18 protein-coding genes and 1 pseudogene are annotated in these 18,528 nt (G+C 63.7%); 13 read left to right on the forward strand and 6 right to left on the reverse strand.

The features are described from left to right. Positions 1-7: 7 nt before the first annotated feature. From NLY44_RS18235 to NLY44_RS18250, 4 genes are read left to right on the forward strand one after another with little or no spacing between them, the layout of a single operon-like run. The gene (locus NLY44_RS18235) at positions 8-937 is read left to right on the forward strand and encodes a carbohydrate ABC transporter permease (protein ID WP_156932370.1); all 930 of its coding nucleotides are present in this window, start codon (positions 8-10) and stop codon (positions 935-937) included. A 10-nt stretch (positions 938-947) separates the two neighbouring features. Next, entirely contained in the window at positions 948-1,781 is an 834-nt protein-coding gene (locus NLY44_RS18240; protein ID WP_023804577.1) for a carbohydrate ABC transporter permease, read from the forward strand. An 11-nt stretch (positions 1,782-1,792) separates the two neighbouring features. After that, positions 1,793-2,848: an ABC transporter ATP-binding protein gene (locus NLY44_RS18245; RefSeq protein WP_023685718.1), complete on the forward strand. Its 1,056-nt coding sequence runs from the start codon at positions 1,793-1,795 to the stop codon at positions 2,846-2,848. Beyond that, positions 2,845-3,009: a hypothetical protein gene (locus NLY44_RS18250; RefSeq protein ID WP_023701459.1), complete on the forward strand. Its 165-nt coding sequence runs from the start codon at positions 2,845-2,847 to the stop codon at positions 3,007-3,009. The genes NLY44_RS18245 and NLY44_RS18250 overlap by 4 nt, the downstream gene beginning before the upstream one ends. A gap of 22 nt (positions 3,010-3,031) precedes the next feature. Here NLY44_RS18250 and ggt read toward each other — a convergent pair whose 3' ends face one another. From ggt to NLY44_RS18275, 5 genes and pseudogenes are all read right to left on the reverse strand, one after another. Further along, positions 3,032-4,618, reverse strand: a complete 1,587-nt coding sequence (ggt, locus tag NLY44_RS18255; protein WP_023704262.1) for a gamma-glutamyltransferase — start codon at positions 4,616-4,618, stop codon at positions 3,032-3,034. A gap of 41 nt (positions 4,619-4,659) precedes the next feature. Then, positions 4,660-5,961: an NAD(P)/FAD-dependent oxidoreductase gene (locus tag NLY44_RS18260; protein ID WP_031201307.1), complete on the reverse strand. Its 1,302-nt coding sequence runs from the start codon at positions 5,959-5,961 to the stop codon at positions 4,660-4,662. 2 nt (positions 5,962-5,963) lie between these two features. Further along, positions 5,964-7,345: pseudogene (locus NLY44_RS18265) on the reverse strand (glutamine synthetase family protein). Positions 7,346-7,351: 6 nt separating this feature from the next. Then, complete coding sequence (locus NLY44_RS18270; protein ID WP_023698837.1) at positions 7,352-8,635, reverse strand: glycosyltransferase; 1,284 nt, start codon at positions 8,633-8,635, stop codon at positions 7,352-7,354. A gap of 10 nt (positions 8,636-8,645) precedes the next feature. Then, complete coding sequence (locus NLY44_RS18275; RefSeq protein ID WP_023804576.1) at positions 8,646-9,584, reverse strand: GntR family transcriptional regulator; 939 nt, start codon at positions 9,582-9,584, stop codon at positions 8,646-8,648. A 235-nt stretch (positions 9,585-9,819) separates the two neighbouring features. Between NLY44_RS18275 and NLY44_RS18280 the strand changes: the two genes are divergently transcribed. The 9 genes from NLY44_RS18280 (at position 9,820) to NLY44_RS18320 (ending at position 17,760) form a co-directional block, all read left to right on the forward strand. Further along, a complete protein-coding gene (locus NLY44_RS18280; RefSeq protein ID WP_023804575.1) occupies positions 9,820-10,884 on the forward strand; it encodes a polyamine ABC transporter substrate-binding protein in 1,065 nt (354 codons plus the stop codon). A 94-nt stretch (positions 10,885-10,978) separates the two neighbouring features. Then, a complete protein-coding gene (locus NLY44_RS18285) occupies positions 10,979-11,821 on the forward strand; it encodes an ABC transporter permease (protein WP_023712268.1) in 843 nt (280 codons plus the stop codon). Positions 11,822-12,007: 186 nt separating this feature from the next. Then, positions 12,008-12,799, forward strand: a complete 792-nt coding sequence (locus tag NLY44_RS18290) for an ABC transporter permease (RefSeq protein ID WP_023672946.1) — start codon at positions 12,008-12,010, stop codon at positions 12,797-12,799. Then, positions 12,796-13,869, forward strand: coding sequence for an ABC transporter ATP-binding protein (locus tag NLY44_RS18295; RefSeq protein WP_023712266.1), 1,074 nt, complete (start codon positions 12,796-12,798; stop codon positions 13,867-13,869). Before NLY44_RS18290 ends, NLY44_RS18295 begins: the two co-directional genes overlap by 4 nt. Before the next feature lie 9 nt (positions 13,870-13,878). Further along, entirely contained in the window at positions 13,879-15,153 is a 1,275-nt protein-coding gene (locus NLY44_RS18300) for a glycosyltransferase (RefSeq protein WP_023804574.1), read from the forward strand. Then, the gene (locus NLY44_RS18305) at positions 15,150-15,500 is read left to right on the forward strand and encodes a cupin domain-containing protein (RefSeq protein WP_023672949.1); all 351 of its coding nucleotides are present in this window, start codon (positions 15,150-15,152) and stop codon (positions 15,498-15,500) included. Before NLY44_RS18300 ends, NLY44_RS18305 begins: the two co-directional genes overlap by 4 nt. A gap of 21 nt (positions 15,501-15,521) precedes the next feature. Continuing rightward, positions 15,522-15,863 (forward strand): cupin domain-containing protein, encoded by a 342-nt coding sequence (locus NLY44_RS18310; RefSeq protein ID WP_023672950.1) that lies wholly within the window; start codon positions 15,522-15,524, stop codon positions 15,861-15,863. Between the two features lie 23 nt (positions 15,864-15,886). After that, positions 15,887-16,231 (forward strand): cupin domain-containing protein, encoded by a 345-nt coding sequence (locus NLY44_RS18315; RefSeq protein WP_023672951.1) that lies wholly within the window; start codon positions 15,887-15,889, stop codon positions 16,229-16,231. A gap of 20 nt (positions 16,232-16,251) precedes the next feature. Further along, positions 16,252-17,760, forward strand: coding sequence for an aldehyde dehydrogenase family protein (locus NLY44_RS18320; RefSeq protein WP_023804573.1), 1,509 nt, complete (start codon positions 16,252-16,254; stop codon positions 17,758-17,760). A gap of 55 nt (positions 17,761-17,815) precedes the next feature. On the opposite strand, the gene NLY44_RS18325 is transcribed toward NLY44_RS18320, so the two are convergent. Further along, positions 17,816-18,355, reverse strand: coding sequence for an invasion associated locus B family protein (locus NLY44_RS18325; RefSeq protein ID WP_023804572.1), 540 nt, complete (start codon positions 18,353-18,355; stop codon positions 17,816-17,818). Positions 18,356-18,528: the final 173 nt, after the last annotated feature.

An 18,528-nucleotide genomic window follows, 5' to 3' on the forward strand; every position in this document is an offset into this window, starting at 1 on the left:
AACGCCCGTGACGAACCGCACTCCATCGCCGCGCGGAATGCCGCTTCTCGACCGTGGGGTGGGGCCGCTCTTGATGCTGCCGGCGACCCTGCTCGTCGTCGTCTTCCTGGTCGGCCCGTTCTACTACATGGTCTACACCGCGCTGACCGACCTCAGCTTCGCCGACGCCAGCCATGCCGGCGCCTTCGTCGGTTTCGACAATTTCCGCAAGCTGATGCGCAACGACCCATTCTTCTGGGCATCGTTCCTGTTGACGCTGAAATTCGTCGTCATCGCCGTCGGCCTTGAGTTCCTGCTCGGCTTTGCGCTGGCCTTCCTGATCTTCCGCTTCGTCGCCAGCCAGCGGCTTCTCACCACACTGCTGCTCATCCCGATGATGATCGCGCCGGTCGCCGTCGGGCTGATCTGGCGGCTGCTGTTGCAGGGCGATTTCGGCATGCTCACCTTCTACATGCGCAAGGTCGGTCTGCTGGCGCAGAATTCGGCGGTGCTTTCGGCACCCGACCTGGTGTTTCCGACCATCGTCGCCATCGATGTCTGGCAGTGGACGCCTTTCGTCACCCTGATCATGCTCGCCGGGATGATGAGCCTGCCGCGCGCGCCGTTCGAGGCGGCAATGATGGATGGCGCCAAACCGTTCCAGATTTTCCGAGACGTCATGCTGCCGCTGCTGCGGCCGGTCATCGCGCTCGTGCTGCTGCTGCGCGGCATCGACGCCTTCAAGGAGTTCGACAAGGTTTTCCTGATGACCGGCGGCGGTCCGGGAACGCTGACCGAGCTGGTCTCGATCTACGCCTACCGCGTCAATTTCCGTAACTGGGACCTCGGCTACGGCGCCGCGGTCGCCTTCATGATCTATCTCGTCGTGCTGATCCTGTGCTCGGTCTTCTACAAGGCCGTCTACTGGTCGAGCCGCAAGCAGGCGGCGGCGTTTTGAGGGCGCGGCGATGATCGATCAATCCACCAACCGCGCCTGGAAAAGCTTTGCCTGGGCCGTGCTGCTGGTCGCTGTCGTGGTGGCCTTGACGCCCTACGTCTGGATGGTGCTGGCCTCGTTCAAGAACCGCGTCGACCTGTTGTCCTCGGTGCCAAAATGGGCTTTTACGCCGACGTTCTCCAACTATCCGGCGGTCTTCATCGACAAGGAATACTGGCCGCTGGCGATCAATTCGGTGCTGATCTCGGTGTCGTCGACCATACTTTGCATCGTCATCGGCGCGCCAGCGGCCTATGGCTTTGCCCGTTCCAATTTCCCCGGCAAGGAAGACCTGTTCTTCTTCTTCCTGACGACGCGCATGGCACCGCCGATCTCGATCGCCGTGCCGCTGTTCCTGTTCTTCACCTCGCTGGGCCTGATCGACACCATCTACGCCGTTGTGATCGCCCACACCTCCTTCAACCTGTCGCTCGTCGTCTGGATGATGCGCGGCTTCTTCGCCGAAATCCCCAGGGAGATCGACGAGGCCGCGATGATGGACGGCCGCTCGCGGCTCGGCGCATTCTTCTTCGTCGTCGCGCCGCTGGCCGCACCCGGCATCGGCGCCACAGCGGTGCTCTGCTTCATCCTGTCGTGGAACGAGTTCCTCTATGCCTTCATCCTCGTCGCTTTCGACGGGCGGCCGCTGACCGTCGGCATACCGGGGCTGGTGACGCCGCATGGCACGCTCTGGGGACAGGTCGCGGCAGTCGCGATCGTGGCAACGCTGCCGATCGTGCTTTTCACGTTCCTTGTCCAGAAACAGCTCGTCCGCGGCCTCACCTTCGGCGCGGTCAAGGGTTGAAGGGATCTTGTATGGCAATTGTTTTCGACGGCGTCACCAAGGCCTTCCCGGACGGGACGGTGGCGCTGCAGGCGCTCGATCTTGCTTTCGAGCCCGGCGAATTCCTGGTTCTGCTCGGCCCGTCCGGTTCCGGCAAGACGACAGCCTGCCGGCTGCTCGCCGGGCTGGAGCGGCCGACCGCCGGGCGCATCATGGTCGAGGGCCTCGATGTCACCGACCTGCCGCCGCGCCTGCGCGGCATGGGCATGGTGTTCCAGAACTATGCGCTCTACAGCCATAAGAGCGTCTACGAGAACATCGCCTATCCCTTGCGCATCCGAAAGATGCCGGCCGCCGAGCTTGACCGCTGCGTCCGCGCCATGGCCGAGCTGCTCGAAATCACCCGTTACCTCGACCGCCGCCCTTCGCAATTGTCGGGCGGCCAGGCGCAGCGCGTGGCTGTGGCCCGCGCACTCGTCTGGCAGCCGAGCCTCTGTCTGATGGACGAGCCGCTGTCCAATCTCGACGCCTTGTTGCGGCTCCACATGCGCACCGAGCTGAAGCGTCTGCATCGCGAGCTGAAAAAGACCTTCGTCTTCGTCACCCACGACCAGGAAGAGGCGATGACGCTGGCGACCAGGGTCGCGGTGTTGCGCGAAGGCGCACTGATCCAGTACGACGACCCGCGCGAGATCTATCGGCGGCCTGCCAATCGCTTCATCGCCGAATTCATCGGCCGTCCAGCGATGAACACGTTCGATGGCGATGTCCGCGCCGGCGTCTTCCACGCCAGCGGTTTCACTTGCCCGCTTCCGGGAAAGCCTGATGGTCCCATCGTGCTCGGCATTCGCCCGGAGCAGATCCAGCTTGTCGACGCGACTGCCGGCGACGCCATCCTGTTTGCCGTCGACGTCGTCGAACCGGTCGAGCCGGACGTGCTGATCTTCGCCAATAGCGAGGCCAACGCGCTGATCGTCAGGACTGTGAATGACGATCGCGCTTTCGATCCCGGCCAGCCGCTTTATCTACGCTTTCCGCCGGCAGCGCTGCACACATTCGATGCTGTGTCGGGAGCGCGGCTGCCGTGAGCACGCTGCTCGCTTTGGTGCCGCTGGCCGCCGCAGCCTTGGTCTGGTGGCTGTTCTACAGCTTCAACCGGTCGCGGCGCTGGTTCTCGACAGGCGAACTCATCTTCTGGGACGCCATTGCACTGGTAACCCTGCAGCTTGTCTGGCTGATCTGGTTCTGAATGCGCATTCCAGCAACGCAGATCAGTAGCCCAGCGCACAACCGTCCTTGCGAGGATCGGAGGCACCGGTGAGCGTGCCCTTTTCCCAATCGATCAGCACCAGCTGGCCGCCGCCATGCGGCTCCTCGGCGATCGAAACCTGATGACCGCGCTGACGCAGGCCGGCGATCGCCTCAGCCGGAATCCCGCGCTCGGCCAGCACGGCATTGTCCTTGTAGAACACCCGTGGCGCATCCAGTGCCTGCTGCGGGTCCATCCCGAAATCGATCATGTTGGTCAACAGATGGACATGGCCGAACGGCTGGTAGCCGCCGCCCATCACCCCGAACGGCATCACCACCTTACCCCCTCGCGTCGCCATGCCAGGCATGATGGTGTGCATCGGTCGCTTTCGCGGCGCGATACGATTTGGATGGCCTTCCGTGAGGCGAAAACTGCTGCCGCGATTCTGCAGCACGACGCCTGTCTTGGGACCGACGACGCCGCTGCCGAAGGAACCGAAGGTCGAGTTGATGAAGCTGACTGCATTGCGGTCGCGGTCGACCACGGAGATATAGACGGTGTCGCTGCGCGGCAGCTCAAGCCGCGGCAGATGCGTCATGGCGAGGGCCGGATCGATGGCGGCGCGCAGCCGCTCCGCATAAGCTGCCGACAGCAGTTGTTCGACGGGGACCTGGACGAAATCCTGGTCGCCGATGAAAGTATCGCGGTCCTGGTAGGCAAGCCGGCCGGCTTCGATCTCGAGATGCAGCCGCTGGGCACTGTTCGGCTCCAACGAACCAAGGCTGAAGCCCGAAAGCACATTCAGCATGATCAGCGCCGTCATGCCCTGATTGTTCGGTGGCATCTGATGGATATCGTAGCCGCGATAGGACGTATTCACCGACGTGACGTAGTCGCCTTGGGTCTCGGCGAAATCCTCCAATGCATGCAGCCCGCCCAGCGCGCGAAGACGTTCCACCAGATCGTCCGCGACTTCACCTTCATAAAACCCTGCACGGCCTCGGTTGGAGATGATGCGCAAGGTGTCCGCCAAGTGCGGCTGCCGATGCACATCGCCGGCTTGCGGCGCCCTTCCCTCGGGCAGGAATATGCGCGCGGCATGTTCATCGGCTGAGAGCAGGGCGACCTCGTCGGCCCAGTCGAAGGCGACGCGATCATGAACGACATAGCCTTGTTCGGCATAGCGAATGGCTGGCGCCAGCGCGGCGTCGATGCCCTTTTTTCCGTGGTCCTCGAGTAGCCGGCACCATGCATCGATGGCGCCTGGTATGGTGACGGCATGCGGTCCGGCCGCAGGCAGTTCGCAATGCCCCCGCTCCAGATACCATTCGGCGGTTGCCGCAGCGGGCGAACGCCCCGAGCCGTTGAAAGCGAGAACATCGCCCTCGCCTTTGGGACTGTAGAGCACAAAACAGTCGCCGGCGATGCCGGTCGATTGCGGCTCGACGACGCCTTGCACCGCCGCAGCGCACACAGCGGCATCCATGGCATTGCCGCCGGAGCGCAGCATGTCGATGGCGGCCAGCGTCGCCAGCGGATGCGATGTCGCCGCCATCGCTTCTGTCGCGCGAACTGGCGAGCGTCCGGGGGACTGAAAATCACGCATGCAATCGCCTCCAATGATTTCGCGCCCGCCGGCCGCAGCCTTCAATGCTTGATGCGGTCGCGCATGGCGTACCACAACATCCCCAGCACATAGAGCGGGCCCCGCAGCGCCGTACCGCCCGGGAACGGCATCGGCGTCAGCGTCGAGAACAGGTCCAGCCGCGAGGCGTCGCCCGTAATCGCTTCGGCCAAGAGCTTGCCCGACAGCGTTGACAGGATGACGCCCTTGCCGGAATAGCCATGCGCGAAATAGACCTCGCCATAGTGCCCGACATGCGGCAGCCGCGACGTGGTCACCGACACCAGACCGCCCCAGGCATGATCGATGCGGCAGCCCTTCAGTTGCGGGAAGGTGGCCTCCATGTGCGGCCGCACGAAGCCGGCGATGTCGGCCGGCGGCGATGGCGTGTAGCGCTCGCCGCCGCCGAACAGCAGCCGACCGTCCGCCGACATGCGGTAGTAGTTGACGACGAAGCGCGTGTCGGACACCGCGACATTGGCCGGGATGACATTGTGTTTGCCCTCCAGCGGTTCGGTGGCGACGATGTAGTTGCCGACCGGCATGATGCGGCTGTTGACGCGCGGCTCCAGCCCATGCAGCAACGCGTCGCCGGCCAGCACGACATGTTTGGCCCTTACCGACCCCTGCGCCGTCGAGACCCGGATCGAAGGCTCGCGCTCCAGCTTTACCGCGACGGAATTTTCATGGATGACGACACCGGCCGCCACGGCGGCACGGGCAAGGCCGAGCGTGTAGTTCAGCGGATGCATATGGCCGCCAAGCGGCTCATACATCGCGCCATGATAGGGCGTGTCCACCTTGCCGCGTGCCTGCGCCGCCGACAGGATCTCGACGTCGCGGAACTTCATCACGCTCTCGAGGCATTTGGCCTCGTCTTCGAGATCCCTGAGGTCGGAGCCATTAACGGCACCGACGAGATGGCCGGTCAGCCGTAGATCGCAATCGATGGCGTGGCGCTCGATGATGTCGAGCACCAGGCCCCGCGCCTCGAAGGCGAGGTCGAACAGCGCCTTCGCCCGCTCGGGGCCGTAAAGCTTGACCAACCCCTTGGCGCCTTTGCGCAGGCCAGGGATCATCTGGCCGCCATTGCGGCCCGACGCGCCCCAGCCGATCTTGCCGCCTTCGAGCAGCACCACCTTCAGGCCGCGCTCGGCGGCATGAAGGGCGGCCGACAGGCCGGTGCAGCCGCCGCCGACCACCACCAGATCGGCGCCGACATCTCCCACCAGCGCCGGATGGTCCGGCGCCGGATTGGCGGTGGCGACATAATAGGAATTGCCGATATCGAGGCTCGAATTGAAACCCGTTGAGCCGGAGGCCATGATCACACCTTCAGCAGCAAATGGTCGCGTTCCCAGCTCGTCACCACGCTCTGGAACAGGTCGAGTTCGACGCTCTTGACGCGCAGATAGGTCTGGAAAAATCCTCGCCGAGCAATGCCCGCACCGGCTCGCAAGCAATGAAACGATCAAGCGCCTCCTCCATCGTTTTCGGCAGCGTGCTTTTGATCTTGTAGGCATTGCCCGAGGCCTCAGCCGAGCGCGCCAGCTTCTGCTCGACGCCGAGATAGCCGGCAAGCAGCGAACCGGCGATCGCCAGATAGGGATTGCAATCCGCTCCCGGCAAGCGGTTCTCTACCCGCCGGGCGGCGCGGCCACCTGCCGGCACGCGCAGGCCGCAAGAGCGGTTGTCATGCGACCATTCGATGTTGGCCGGTGCGCTGTGGTTCGGCCGGATGCGGCGGAACGAGTTCACGTTGGGTGCGAACAGCGGCATGATCTCGGGCACATATCTCTGCAGGCCGCCGATGAAATGGCCGAACATTTCGGTGTCTGCATCATCTCTGTCGGCAAACAGCGCGGCGCCTGTCGTTTCATCGACGACAGACATGTGCAGATGCATCGAGCTTCCCGCCTGCGCCGCGATCGGCTTGGCCATGAAGGTCGCGTGCATGCCGCTCTGTTGCGCCGCTTGGCGAGTCAGCCGCTTGAACAGCAGCACCTGGTCGGCGAGCGGCACCGCGTCGCCGTGCAAGAGATTGATCTCCAGCTGCGCGGTGCCGGACTCATGGATCAGCGTGTCGAGCGGCAGGCCGGCGGCTGCGGCATAATCATAGACGCGCCTTATCACCGGCTCGAATTCTTCCAGCGCCACCATGTCATAGGGATGCTGCGAGCCCTCGGCGCGGCCATTGGCGCCAACCGGTGCCGTCAGCGGCTGGTCGGGATTCGGATTGGGCGCGGTCAGATAGAATTCGATTTCCGGCGCCACCACCGCGCGCCAACCGCGCTTCCGGTAGAGATCGAGCACGGCGCGCAGCACATGTCGTGGCGAGGCCATCCAGGGCTTGCCTTGCATGTGGAAGGCGTCGGCGAAGACATAGGCTTTGCCGACGCCACCGCCCGGCGCCAGGCACAGCGTCGACATATCAGGCACCATGCGCATATCCGGGTCTTGATAGGCAAAGCCTTCGTCGATGGAACCGGAGTAGCGGCCATCGATGCTGACCAGGAAAGCGCTGCTCGGCAGGTAGAGTGCGCGGTCTTCCAGCGCCTTGAGGAATTTCACCGTCGGCAGCGCCTTGCCGCGCAGCACGCCATTCATGTCGGGCACCAGGCACTCGACCTCCGTGATGCCGTGCTGGGCGAGCCAGGCCTTGGGATCGTTGCCGGTGAAGAGAGCGGTGTTGGTATTTTTGTCCTGCATTTTGGTTCACGTACCTATGAGAGAGAGTATGGCTTGCGCGGCCACATCCGTTCCAGGGGTCAGCGCCATCTTGGCAGCATTGTCCCTGAGGCGGGCGCGCATCGCATCGTCGGCCAGCAGGCCGAGAATGGCTCTCTCCAATCCCCCTTCCGTCCAGGCGTCGCGGCCGATATGGTCGCCGACACCTGTCTCTCCCGCGCGTTGCGCATTGTCGTGACCGTCCCAGCAATAGGGCATGATCAGCGACGGCACGCCGAAGCGCAGCGCCTCGCAAAAGCTGTTGTTGCCGCCATGGTGGATGAACAGGTCCGACTTCGCCACCACCGAAGGCTGCGGAAACCAGGCGTCGAGATAGACATTGTCCGGCACCGCGCGATAGGCGTCGCGCAGGCCGCCGGCATTGACGATGAAGCGCGCCGGCAGCCTGTCGAAGACGGCGAGCATGCGCTCGATCAGCCCGACATCCATCGCGCCGAGGCTGCCGAAGCTGACATAGACCAGCGGGCCGCCATTGCGCGGAAACACCGGCACCTCGAATGGCCCTTCCGAACGCACGCAGCCTTCGAGATAGACAAAGCGTTTGGGGTCGAGCGGCTCGGCCCGCTCACGCCGTACGATCGCTGGCGTCAGCAGCAGATTGAGGTCGGGTGATGTCTCGAGGAACAGGCCCTTGGGCAACGGCGCCAGGCCGGCATCCGCACGAAAACGGTTGAAGCGCTCATGCGCGGGTGCGGAGGCCGCGAGATAGCGCGCTTCGAACGCCGCACGTTGCGGGTCGTCGGCACCCATCCCCGAGAGATAGGGCGGCACCTCGGCATCCGGCAGTTCCGTCTCGGCACAGGAGACGACGCGCACCCACGGGCAGCCGGCGGCGGCGATCGCCGGGAACATGATGACGTTGTCGAGCACCACCGCGTCCGGCTTCAGCCGCGCCAGCAATTGGCGCAGCGGCGCCTCGGCGTTGACGGCGGTGTCGACGATCGCTTGCCAGGTCGGCGCGACATAGGTCTCGAGCTGGTCGATCGGGCTCAGCCGGAAATGCGGCAGGTGCCGGCGCACGAAGGCCTGCCAATAGCTCTGGCGGTCGCTGTCGCTCAGCGGCTCATCCGTCGGCAGATGGTATTCCTGGAAGCCATAGTCGGTAAAGACGCCGGAGAAGCCGGCATGGCAGATGAAGACGGGGCGAGCGCCCCGTGCGCGCAATGCCTGTGCGATACCGACGCAATTCAACGCGGCGCCGAAACTGGCTTCGGGAAACAGCGCGATGGTCGGGCTGGCTTTACGCGTCAATTATTCCTCTTCAATCCGGCCGGCTGATCATGCTGAACAGTGCGGGAGCTCCGCGGCTGGCTGCTTGCGGTCGCTGGCTGCGGGAGAGCCGCAGGTGGATGCGAAGCAGATCGGCAGCCACCTCATACTGCCGGCTTTCAAGATAGTCGAGTATGCCCGAGTGTTCGCGCAACGATTGCCGCAGCCGAAACACGTTGACGCCGGAATAGATGCCCGGCAGCCGGCGCAGGCGGAGATGATCGGCCAATGCATCCGACACAAAACGGTTGGCGCAGCCCTCGGCGATCATGCCATGAAAATCCATGTCCAGCCGCTGGAACTCGCGCGTGTCGAATGTCTCGTCCGGCAGCGCTGCAAGCGCTTCCATGCCTTGCCGCAACATTGCTGCCCGCGCCCCGTCCAGCCGAAAGCCTGGCGTCAGGATGGCCGCCGGCTCCAGCACCAGGCGGAACTCGTAGCTTTCGCCTTGCGCCTCCGGATCGTCCGGCGCGCGGCGAAACAACCAGGATTGCCCAGGCGCACGATCCAGAAGATTCTCGTCGGTCAGTTTGTTAAGTGCTTTTAGTACCGTCTTGCGATCAGCGTCGTAGCGTCGCATCAGCCCCGCGATGGTCACCGTCTGGTCCAGCCGTCGCGCCGAGCGGTCGCGCAGGATGGCTTCGGCGAGCTCGTCTTCCTCCGCACTGGGTAGTTCGGCGGCAATGGCGGGCTGGGCGGCGAGGTCGACCGTCAGATGATAACCGCTGTCGGCCTCCCAGCGCACCACGCCCCGTTCCGCGAGCAGGCCGAGTGCCGCGCGTACGGGCGTGCGCGAGACATTGCACAGCGAGGCGATCTGCTGTTCTGGCAGGCGGGCGCCAGGCCCGAAGCCACGCTGCCGCGCCACATCCAGGATGCGCTGCGCCAGATCGAGATGGTTGGTGCGAGGTCGTCTGGCTACGGCTTGCATGACTTTTCTCGAATGCGAATGTGGCGCATTGGTCTGGCTGATCGCCGGAACAGGGACAATCGGCCAAATTCCTCCGTCGGTTGACAGATTATGGATTGACGTACTTTTTTCTGCAATAGTACTGTCGGCACAATCGGCGAGAAAAGACCGAGGGAACAGGATCGAGGCAGGCGCGCGCGTCGCCGGCTTTGGTCCGGCAAATGATTTCGACGATCAAACCGAATGGGAGACTGCCATGACCGCTACCAGCCTGGGGCGCCGTGCGCTCAATACATCCTCAATCGCTCTCGGTCTCGCCCTGACGCTCTCGGTGCCGGCCGCCGCAGCCGACCTCGTCATCTCCAACTGGGACGGCTACATGGCGCCCGACGCCATGGCCGCCTTCAAGACAGCCACCGGCGTTTCCGGCGAAGTGGTGGTGCACGCCACTAATGAAGAGATCATGGGCAAGCTGATTGCCGCCGGCGGCAAGGGGTATGACGTGGTCTTCGTCTCCTCGCCCTTCGCCGAAGTATTGAACAAGCTTGGCCTGACCGAGCCGATCGACCATGCCAAGATCCCCAACCTCGCCAACCTCTATCCCGAAGCGACCAAGCTGCCGCACGATGTCGGCAACGCTTTCTCCGTTCCTTACACCTGGGGCACGACGGGCCTCTGCTATCGCTCTGACCTGGTCAAGACGGCGCCCACGAGCTGGAGCGACCTGCTCGCCCCTTCCGACGAGCTGAAGGGCAAGACCACGATGCTTGCAACCGACCGCTGGCTGCTGGCCGCCGGGCAGCTCGGCAAGGGCTATTCAGTCAACGAGATCGATCCGGCCAAGATGGCCGAGGTCAAGGACCTGCTGATCTCGGCCAAGAAGACGCTGCTCGCCTATGACGACACCACCTTCTACTCGAAGCTGGTTTCCGGCGAGGCGCTGATGGTGCAGGCTTGGGACGGCTGGTGCAATTACGGCATCGCCGACAAACCGGAGATCAAATACGTCATCCCCAAAGAAGGTTCGGACCTGTGGGTCGACACAATGGTGGTGATGAAGGCGTCCGAGCACAAGGACGACGCCTTCAAGTTCATCAACTTCATGCTCGACGCCAAGAACCACGCCTGGGCGGCGCAGAACATCGACTACAAGGTGCCGAACAAGCCGGCGATGGAAAGCCTGCCGGCCGACTTCCTGGCCAAATTCCCCAACATGGCGATGCCGGTGGCCGATCTCGTCAAATTCGAGCAGTTGCGTGATGTCGGCGAGGCGCAGCGCGACTATTCCAAGATCGTCAGCGAGATCAAGGCCGCGCAGTAAGCGGCGCAGACTTCACGGCCGGCAGCACTTCTGCCGCCGGCCCTGAGCGGTACCCGAGAAATTGTCCCAGACCCGACTTCGTTCCTCTCTGCTGATGGCCCCGGCGCTGGTCTGGCTGACCGCGCTGATGGTTATCCCATGCGCCCTGGTGCTGGCGCTCGCCTTCTTCCGGCGCGGCGTCTATGGCGGCATCGACTACACTTTGACGCTGGAAAATTTCGGGTTGGTCTTCGACCCGCTCTATGCCGGCATCTTACTCAAATCGGCGCGTATCGCCGGCACCGCGACCCTGATCGCGGTGGTGATCGGCTATGCCGCCGCCTATGCGATCGCGGCCGCCCCGCGCCGGTGGCAGCCGGTGTTCCTGTTTTTCGCCGTGCTGCCGTTCTGGTCCAACTACCTGATCCGCACCTATGCCTGGATCGTGCTGCTCAACCGCGAAGGCCTGATCACCCAGCTCTTGCGCTGGTTCGGCTACACCGGCGAACCGCCCTCGATGCTCTATACCGAAGGCTCGGTCATCGCAGGCCTCGTCTACAACTATCTGCCCTTCGTCATCCTCGCCTGCTACGCGCCGCTGTCACGCCTCAACCCGGAACTGGCCGAGGCCTCACGCGATCTCGGCGCCTCCGCTGCCACCACCTTCCGACGTGTCATCCTGCCGCTGACCGTGCCCGGCATCGCTGCGGGTGCTGTCTTCGTCTTTGTGCTGTCGATCGGCAATTTCGTCACCCCGGCGCTGCTTGGCGGCGGCCGCTTCCAGATGATCGGCAACCTCGTCTACGACCAGTTCCTGACCGCCAATGACTGGCCGTTTGGCGCGGCATTGGCGATGGCGCTGATCGCCATCATGCTTCTGGTGCTTATGGCGCAGGCGCTCGCCGCCGACCGCGCCGCGGGGCGTGCGGCTGAGGCAAGGGGTGACGCCTATGGCTGAGCGCCGCGCAATTCTTGCCTTCTCCCCGTTCACCGGGAGAAGGTGCCCCGAAGGGGCGGATGAGGGGCGGCGTCAACCTTTGCGACGCTCAACGCTGCCCCCCGTCTGCCTGCCGGTAGCTTCTACCCGCGAACAGGGAGAAGGACTCTGGTCGTTCGCTTGCCCTCCAATTGTCGGAGGCCGGCGATGACCCATTCCTTCACCCGTACGCTCGGCATGCGGACGATCCTCACCCTCGTCTTCGCCTTCCTCTACATCCCGATCGCCGTGCTGGTGGCGCTGTCCTTCAACGAAGGCGGATTGCCGACGGCATGGTCGGGCTTTTCGCTGAAATGGTATGCCTCGCTGGCCGGCAATTCCGCAATCCTTTCCGCTGCGCTCAACACGCTGATCGTGGCGTTGGTCTCCACGGCCATCGCCACGCTGCTCGGCACGCTGCTGGCCATCGGCATCGAGATGCGCCGGCAATACGGCAGGGGTCTCGAGGCGCTGATCTTCGCACCGATGATCATCCCCGACATCGTCCTGGCGATCGCTCTGCTGTCGTTCTTCTCCATGCTAAACCTGACCATGGGCCTGCATACCATCATCCTCGCCCATGTCGTCTTCAACCTCGCCTTCGTCTGCTCGGTGGTGCGCGCAAGGCTAAAGAGTTTCGACTGGTCGATCGTCGAGGCCTCCGCCGACCTCGGCGCCTCGGCTCTGACCACCTTCCGGCGTGTGACATTGCCGGTCATCGCGCCGGCAGTGATTGCCGGCGCTCTGCTTGCCTTCACGCTCTCGGTCGACGAGTTCATCATCGCCTTCTTCACCGCCGGTGCCGGCCGCGCCTCGACGACGCTGCCGATGCAGATCTACGCCATGATCCGCTTCGGCATCACGCCGGAGATCAACGCGCTGGCGACCATCGTCATGGCGGTATCCATCACCGCGCTGACCCTGTCGCAGCGGCTCAACCGTGGGATCATCGGCCAATGAGCGAACCGCGCACGCTGCTGGCCATTGATAACGTTTCGAAGAAGTTCGGCCGGGTCACCGCCGTCGACGGCATCTCGCTCGACATCCGCGAAAACGAGTTCTTCGCGCTGCTTGGACCCTCCGGCTGCGGCAAGACCACGCTGCTGCGCATACTGGCCGGCTTCGAGACGCCAACCGGCGGCCGCATACTGCTCGATGGCAAGGACATCGCCCGGACCCCGCCCAACAAGCGGCCGGTCAATCTGATGTTCCAGTCCTACGCGCTGTTCCCGCATATGAGCGTGCGCGCCAATGTCTCCTACGGGTTGGAGATGGAGCGCTTGCCGAAAGCTGAAATCCGTTCCCGCGTCGAGGCCATTCTGGCCACCACCGAGCTTGTCCCCTTCGCCGACCGTAAGCCTGAGCAATTGTCGGGTGGCCAGAAGCAGCGCGTCGCGCTCGCCCGCGCGCTGGTCAAACGGCCTCGGTTGCTGCTGCTCGACGAACCGCTCGGGGCGCTCGACAAGAAACTGCGCGGCGCCATGCAGTTGGAGCTGAAGCGCCTGCAGCACGAAGTCGGCATCACCTTCGTCATCGTCACCCACGACCAGGAAGAGTCACTCGTCATGGCCGACCGCATGGCGGTGCTCAAGGACGGCCAGTTGCTGCAATGCGACGCGCCGCATGCGATCTACGAGCATCCCGCCGACCGTTTCGTCGCCGACTTCATCGGCGTGATGAATTTCGTACCGGGCAAGGTGTCTGCGGATGGCGTGATCGCCGCGAACGGCGCGCGCATTGCCGGCAAGGTTCCCGCCGCGCTTTCACCCGGCGCTTCCGCCGTGGCCTCGGTGCGACCCGAACGCATCCGGCTGTTCCCGTCACCCGAGACCGCCAACCGCACCGCCGGCATGGTCGAGGCGCTGGCCTATCACGGGCTGGACCTGCAGTTGCATATCCGCACGCCTCTGTCGCCAAAACCATTTCTGGTGCGCGTCACCGCCGATGCCGCCGACCGCCGGCCGGTCTCGTCGGGCGATCAGGTCGAACTCGGCTGGGACGCCGCCGATGTCAGAATTTTTCAGGAATAGGAGAGCTTGATGGCGCAGAAGACGATCGCGTTTTTTCCCGAAGCGGCCTACGGCCCGGCGCTCAATTCGGTCGGCATCGCGCAAGCGGTCGAGGCGCGCGGCCATAAGGCAGTGTTCCTGTCCGACCCCGGCTTTGTCGATGTCTACAAGGGTTACGGCTTCGAAGCGCATCCGGTGAACCTGTCGGAGCCGATGCCGCCCGAGCAGATGGCGAAATTCTGGGAAGACTTCATCAACGGCCACATCCCGAACTTCCGCAAATCGCCCTACGATCAGGTCGACAATTACGTGAAGGATTGCTGGACCGCGATCGTCGACAGCGCCAAATGGGCGCAGAAGGATTTGCCGCGAGTCCTGGCCGCCATCAAGCCTGATGTCATTTGCGTCGACAATGTCATCCTGTTTCCGGCCATCAAACAGTTCGCCAAGCCTTGGGTGCGCGTCATCTCCTGCTCGGAAAACGAGATCGAGGATGAGGACATCCCGCCGCATCTCTCCGGTTGCGGCGAGAACGACCATGTGGGCCACCAGCGCTATCGCGATCATTTCAATGCGGTGATCAAGCCCATCCACGACGACTTCAACGCCTTCCTCACCGCAAACAATGAAGCGCCATACCCGGTCGGTCAGTTCTTCGAGACCTCGCCCTATCTCAATCTGCTGCTCTATCCCGAAGCGGCAAAGTTCAAACGCCGCCATCCGCTTGATACGACGAAATTCCAGTATCTCGAAGGCTGCGTGCGGCAGGAAAAGCCATACACCGTGCCGACCTTCGCCGAGAACAATGACGGGCCGCTGCTCTATGTCTCCTTCGGCAGCCTCGGCGCCGGCGATGTCGATTTGTTGAAGCGCATAATCGCAACACTGGGCAAGACCTGTTACCGCGCGCTGGTCAATGTCGGCGGCTACAAGGACCTGTACACGGATGTGCCGGACAACGTCGTCGTCGAGAGCTGGTTTCCGCAGCCTTCAGTCATCCCGCAGGTCGATGCCGTAATCCACCATGGCGGCAACAACTCGTTCACAGAGTGCCTCTATTTCGGCAAGCCGGCCATCATCATGCCCTATGTCTGGGACGGCCACGACAACGCCACTCGCGTCCAGGAAACCGGCCACGGCTTCGGCATGCCGCGCTATGACTGGAGCGACGCCCAGCTGATCAGCAGGATCGAAGCCTGCCTGACTGACCCCAAGATGAAGATCAGGCTGGCGAAGACCTCGGCGCAGATGCAGGCCCAGAACGGGCCTGAGAAGGCAGCCGGGCTGCTGGAGGCGCTGCTGTGACCTCCTCCGCCCCGCATCTCTACCAAGCCTCCACCCGCACCGACCTCGTCGACTGGGGCGCCCAGTCCGACGCGCTGGACGGCGCGTCGCACTCGACCGGCAGGCTTGTCCACAAAGGACCCAACAACCAGCCGGAATCCGGCATCTGGGTGTGCACGCCCGGCCGCTGGCGGCTCTCGATTCCGCGCGACGAATTGTGCCATTTCGTCGCCGGCCGCGCGACGTACCGGTCGGATGCCGGGGAGGTGGTAGAAGTCGCAGCCGGGACCGTGGTCATGTTCCCTGCCGGCTGGACAGGCGAATGCACCGTGCATGAGACCATGCGCAACGTCTACATGCTGGCTTGAACAGCAACGGAGCTTCCCAATATGCCGACACCGCACTGGCCAAAGGCCTCGACCGTGAAACTGGAGGACTGGGGCGGGGGCAGCAACACGCTTGCCGGCTCGCCGCGCGCCTCGGGCAGGATCCTCTCGCAGAACCCGGACGGCTCAAGCGAATGCGGCCTGTGGTCGTGCACGCCAGGCAGCCGCAAGGTTACCTTTGCCGCCGACGAGTTCTGCCATTTCCTGTCGGGCCGCGGGACCTATGTCCGCGAGAATGGCGAAGAGATCCCGGTCGAGGCCGGCATGCTGGTGTTCTTCCCCGCCGGCTGGGCCGGCACCTCCACCATCACGCAAACACTGACCAAGGCCTTCATGTGCCGCTGAGCACTTTTTTAAAGGAAATCGCCATGACCACGCCCATCATGCAATCCCCGCTTGCCATCACCGACCTCGTCGACTGGGGCGTCATCCCGACCATGATCGAGGGCGTGTCCCACACCTCGGGCAAGCTGCTCTACAAGGGGCCGGAGGGCCGTTCGGAATGCGGCCTGTGGGTCTGCACCCCCGGCAAATGGCACTGCCATGTCACCCGCGACGAGTTCTGCCACTTCCTCGAGGGCCGCTGCACCTATGTGCACGAATCGGGCGAGGTCATCCAGATCGAGCCGGACACGGCGGCGTTCTTTCCTCAGAATTGGAAAGGCGTCTGCACCGTCCATGAGACCATCAAGAAGGTCTACATGATCCGCTGAGCGGACCTGAAAGGACGACCATGCAATTCTCCGCTGAACGGCCGGCTTTCTTCGTCAATCCGGACTACCGGCCGATGACCGGCACGGCAAAACCGGTGATCGATCCGGCGACGCTGGAGACCGTCGGCTCGATCTCCGCCGCAACGGACGGTGAGGTCGATGCGGTGCTGTGTGCCGCAACCACGGCACAAGCCGCCTGGAAGCAGCTCGATGCCAAGAGCCGGGCAAAGCATCTGCATGCGGTCGCCAACGCCATCGAGGCGGCGGACTTCACCCGCTGCGCCGAGCTGATGGTGCGCGAGATGGGCAAGCCCTATCCCGAAGCGATCGGCGAGATCGCCAATTGCGCGCCGATCTTCCGCTACTATGCCGAGATGGCGCGCGACGACGCCGGCAAGATCGCCGGTACGACGCAGGCCGGGTCGTTCCAGTATGCGCGCTACGAGCCGTATGGCGTCTCCGTGCACATCATGCCTTACAACTTCCCGATCCTGCTGATGTGCTGGACCGTTGCGGCCTCGCTTGCCGCCGGCAACGGCTGCGTCATCAAGCCGGCCGAAGCGACGACGCTGTCGACGCTGGACTACATGACGGTGTTCCGTTCACTGCCGGAAGGGCTGGTCGCCTGCCTGCCTGGCACGGCCGCCACCGCGCAGGCGCTGATCGCCTCCGAGCGCACCCACGCTGTCGCCTTCACCGGCTCGGTCGCCGCCGGCAAAGCCGTGGCAGTCGCCTGCGCCGGGCGCATGAAGCCTTGCGTCATCGAAGCCGGCGGCAGCGATCCGCTGATCATCAGCGAGCACGCGCCGCTCGACGTGGCGGCAGCCGGCAGCGTCACCGCCGCCTTCCACCTGACCGGCCAGGTCTGCACCTCGGCCGAACGCTTCTTTGTCGTCGACTCGGTTCACGATCGCTTCGTCGAGCTGTTCGCCGAGAAGACGCGGGCGCTGCGCATCGGCAATGGCATGGACAAGACCGAGATCGGCCCGCTGGTCAGCGAAGCCGCCCGGGCGAAAGTGATGCGGCTGGTCGATGATGCTATCAGCAACGGCGCTATAGCCGTTGCCGGCGGGCGCATTCCGCCGGCGCACAACACTGGCTGGTTCTACGAGCCAACGATCCTGACCGGCGTCACCCCCGATATGGCGATCGTGCGCGAAGAGTGTTTCGGACCGGTCGCCGCGATCTGCCGCGTCAAGGATTTCGACGAGGCGATCCGGCTTGCCAATGACAGCCCGTTCGGCCTCGGCGCCTCGGTGTTCACCACCGACCTCGCCGAGGCGCATGAGGCGGCCGAGCGGCTCGAGGCCGGCATGGTCTGGGTCAACAACCCGCTGATCGACAATGACGCCTTGCCCTTCGGCGGCTGGAAGGCATCAGGCCTTGGCCGCGAGCTGGGACGCCAGGGACTCGACGCCTTCCGACGCTCCAAGATGGTCATCATCGACCACAGACCGGCGATCCAGGACTGGTGGTATCCTTACCCCGACAGCTGGTTCCGCGAGACAGGCGGCCGCAAGCACGTGTGAGCCCGGCCAGTCCATAACGTAAGCTGATGCTTACGCATCTGCCGAGATAGGCCGGCTATTTCAACGCTTGAAGCTTGTCGATCGCGGCAGTGAATCCGGCAAGCGAGACCGGAATGGTCACCGGCTTGCGCGTCACCGACTCCATGCCGATGTTCAGGTTGGTTCCCGATTTCATCGCCTTGACGAGGTCCGCCGACAAAGGGGTCGCGGCATAGGCGCCGTTCTGGTCGCTGGTCTGGATGGCAATGGTCGTCTTCTGCCCCTGGTCGATCTGGTACGAGGCGCCGGAAGGCAGGAACAGCCCGTGCGGCAAGGCCAGCAGCATGGCGAGGTTGCCATTGCCGTTGTCGCGGCGAACCGTAACGGTAAGAACGCGCTGCCCCGTCTTGGCCTCGGTAAGGTTTTGGGAGACCTGGCATTGAAGCTCGATGCCGGCCGATCCGCTGGCGCAGTTTAGCGCCCACGGATTGCCTTCTGCAGGCTTGGTCTCGGCAGATGTGGTTGACTTCGGCTCTTCGGCAAGCGCCGACCCTCCCGTCACGACCAGCCATAGCGCGCCGACCCAGGCGGCCCGGCCACAAACGGTTCTCAGCAATGAAGCCACCCGATCCTCGTCGTGTCAGGGTTTCGCCGAGCGCGTTGATACAACAGCCGAGCCTGGCGGGGAAGCCAAATACGGTACATGAGCTCGGGCTAAATTACTGTTGCTGAATTGTCACAATAAACAACTTTGAAATCTTGTACGTGTAAAGCAAACAATCATGCTCG

This window comes from Mesorhizobium sp. C089B, assembly GCF_030323125.1.
In the GTDB taxonomy this organism is placed as follows: Bacteria; Pseudomonadota; Alphaproteobacteria; order Rhizobiales; family Rhizobiaceae; genus Mesorhizobium.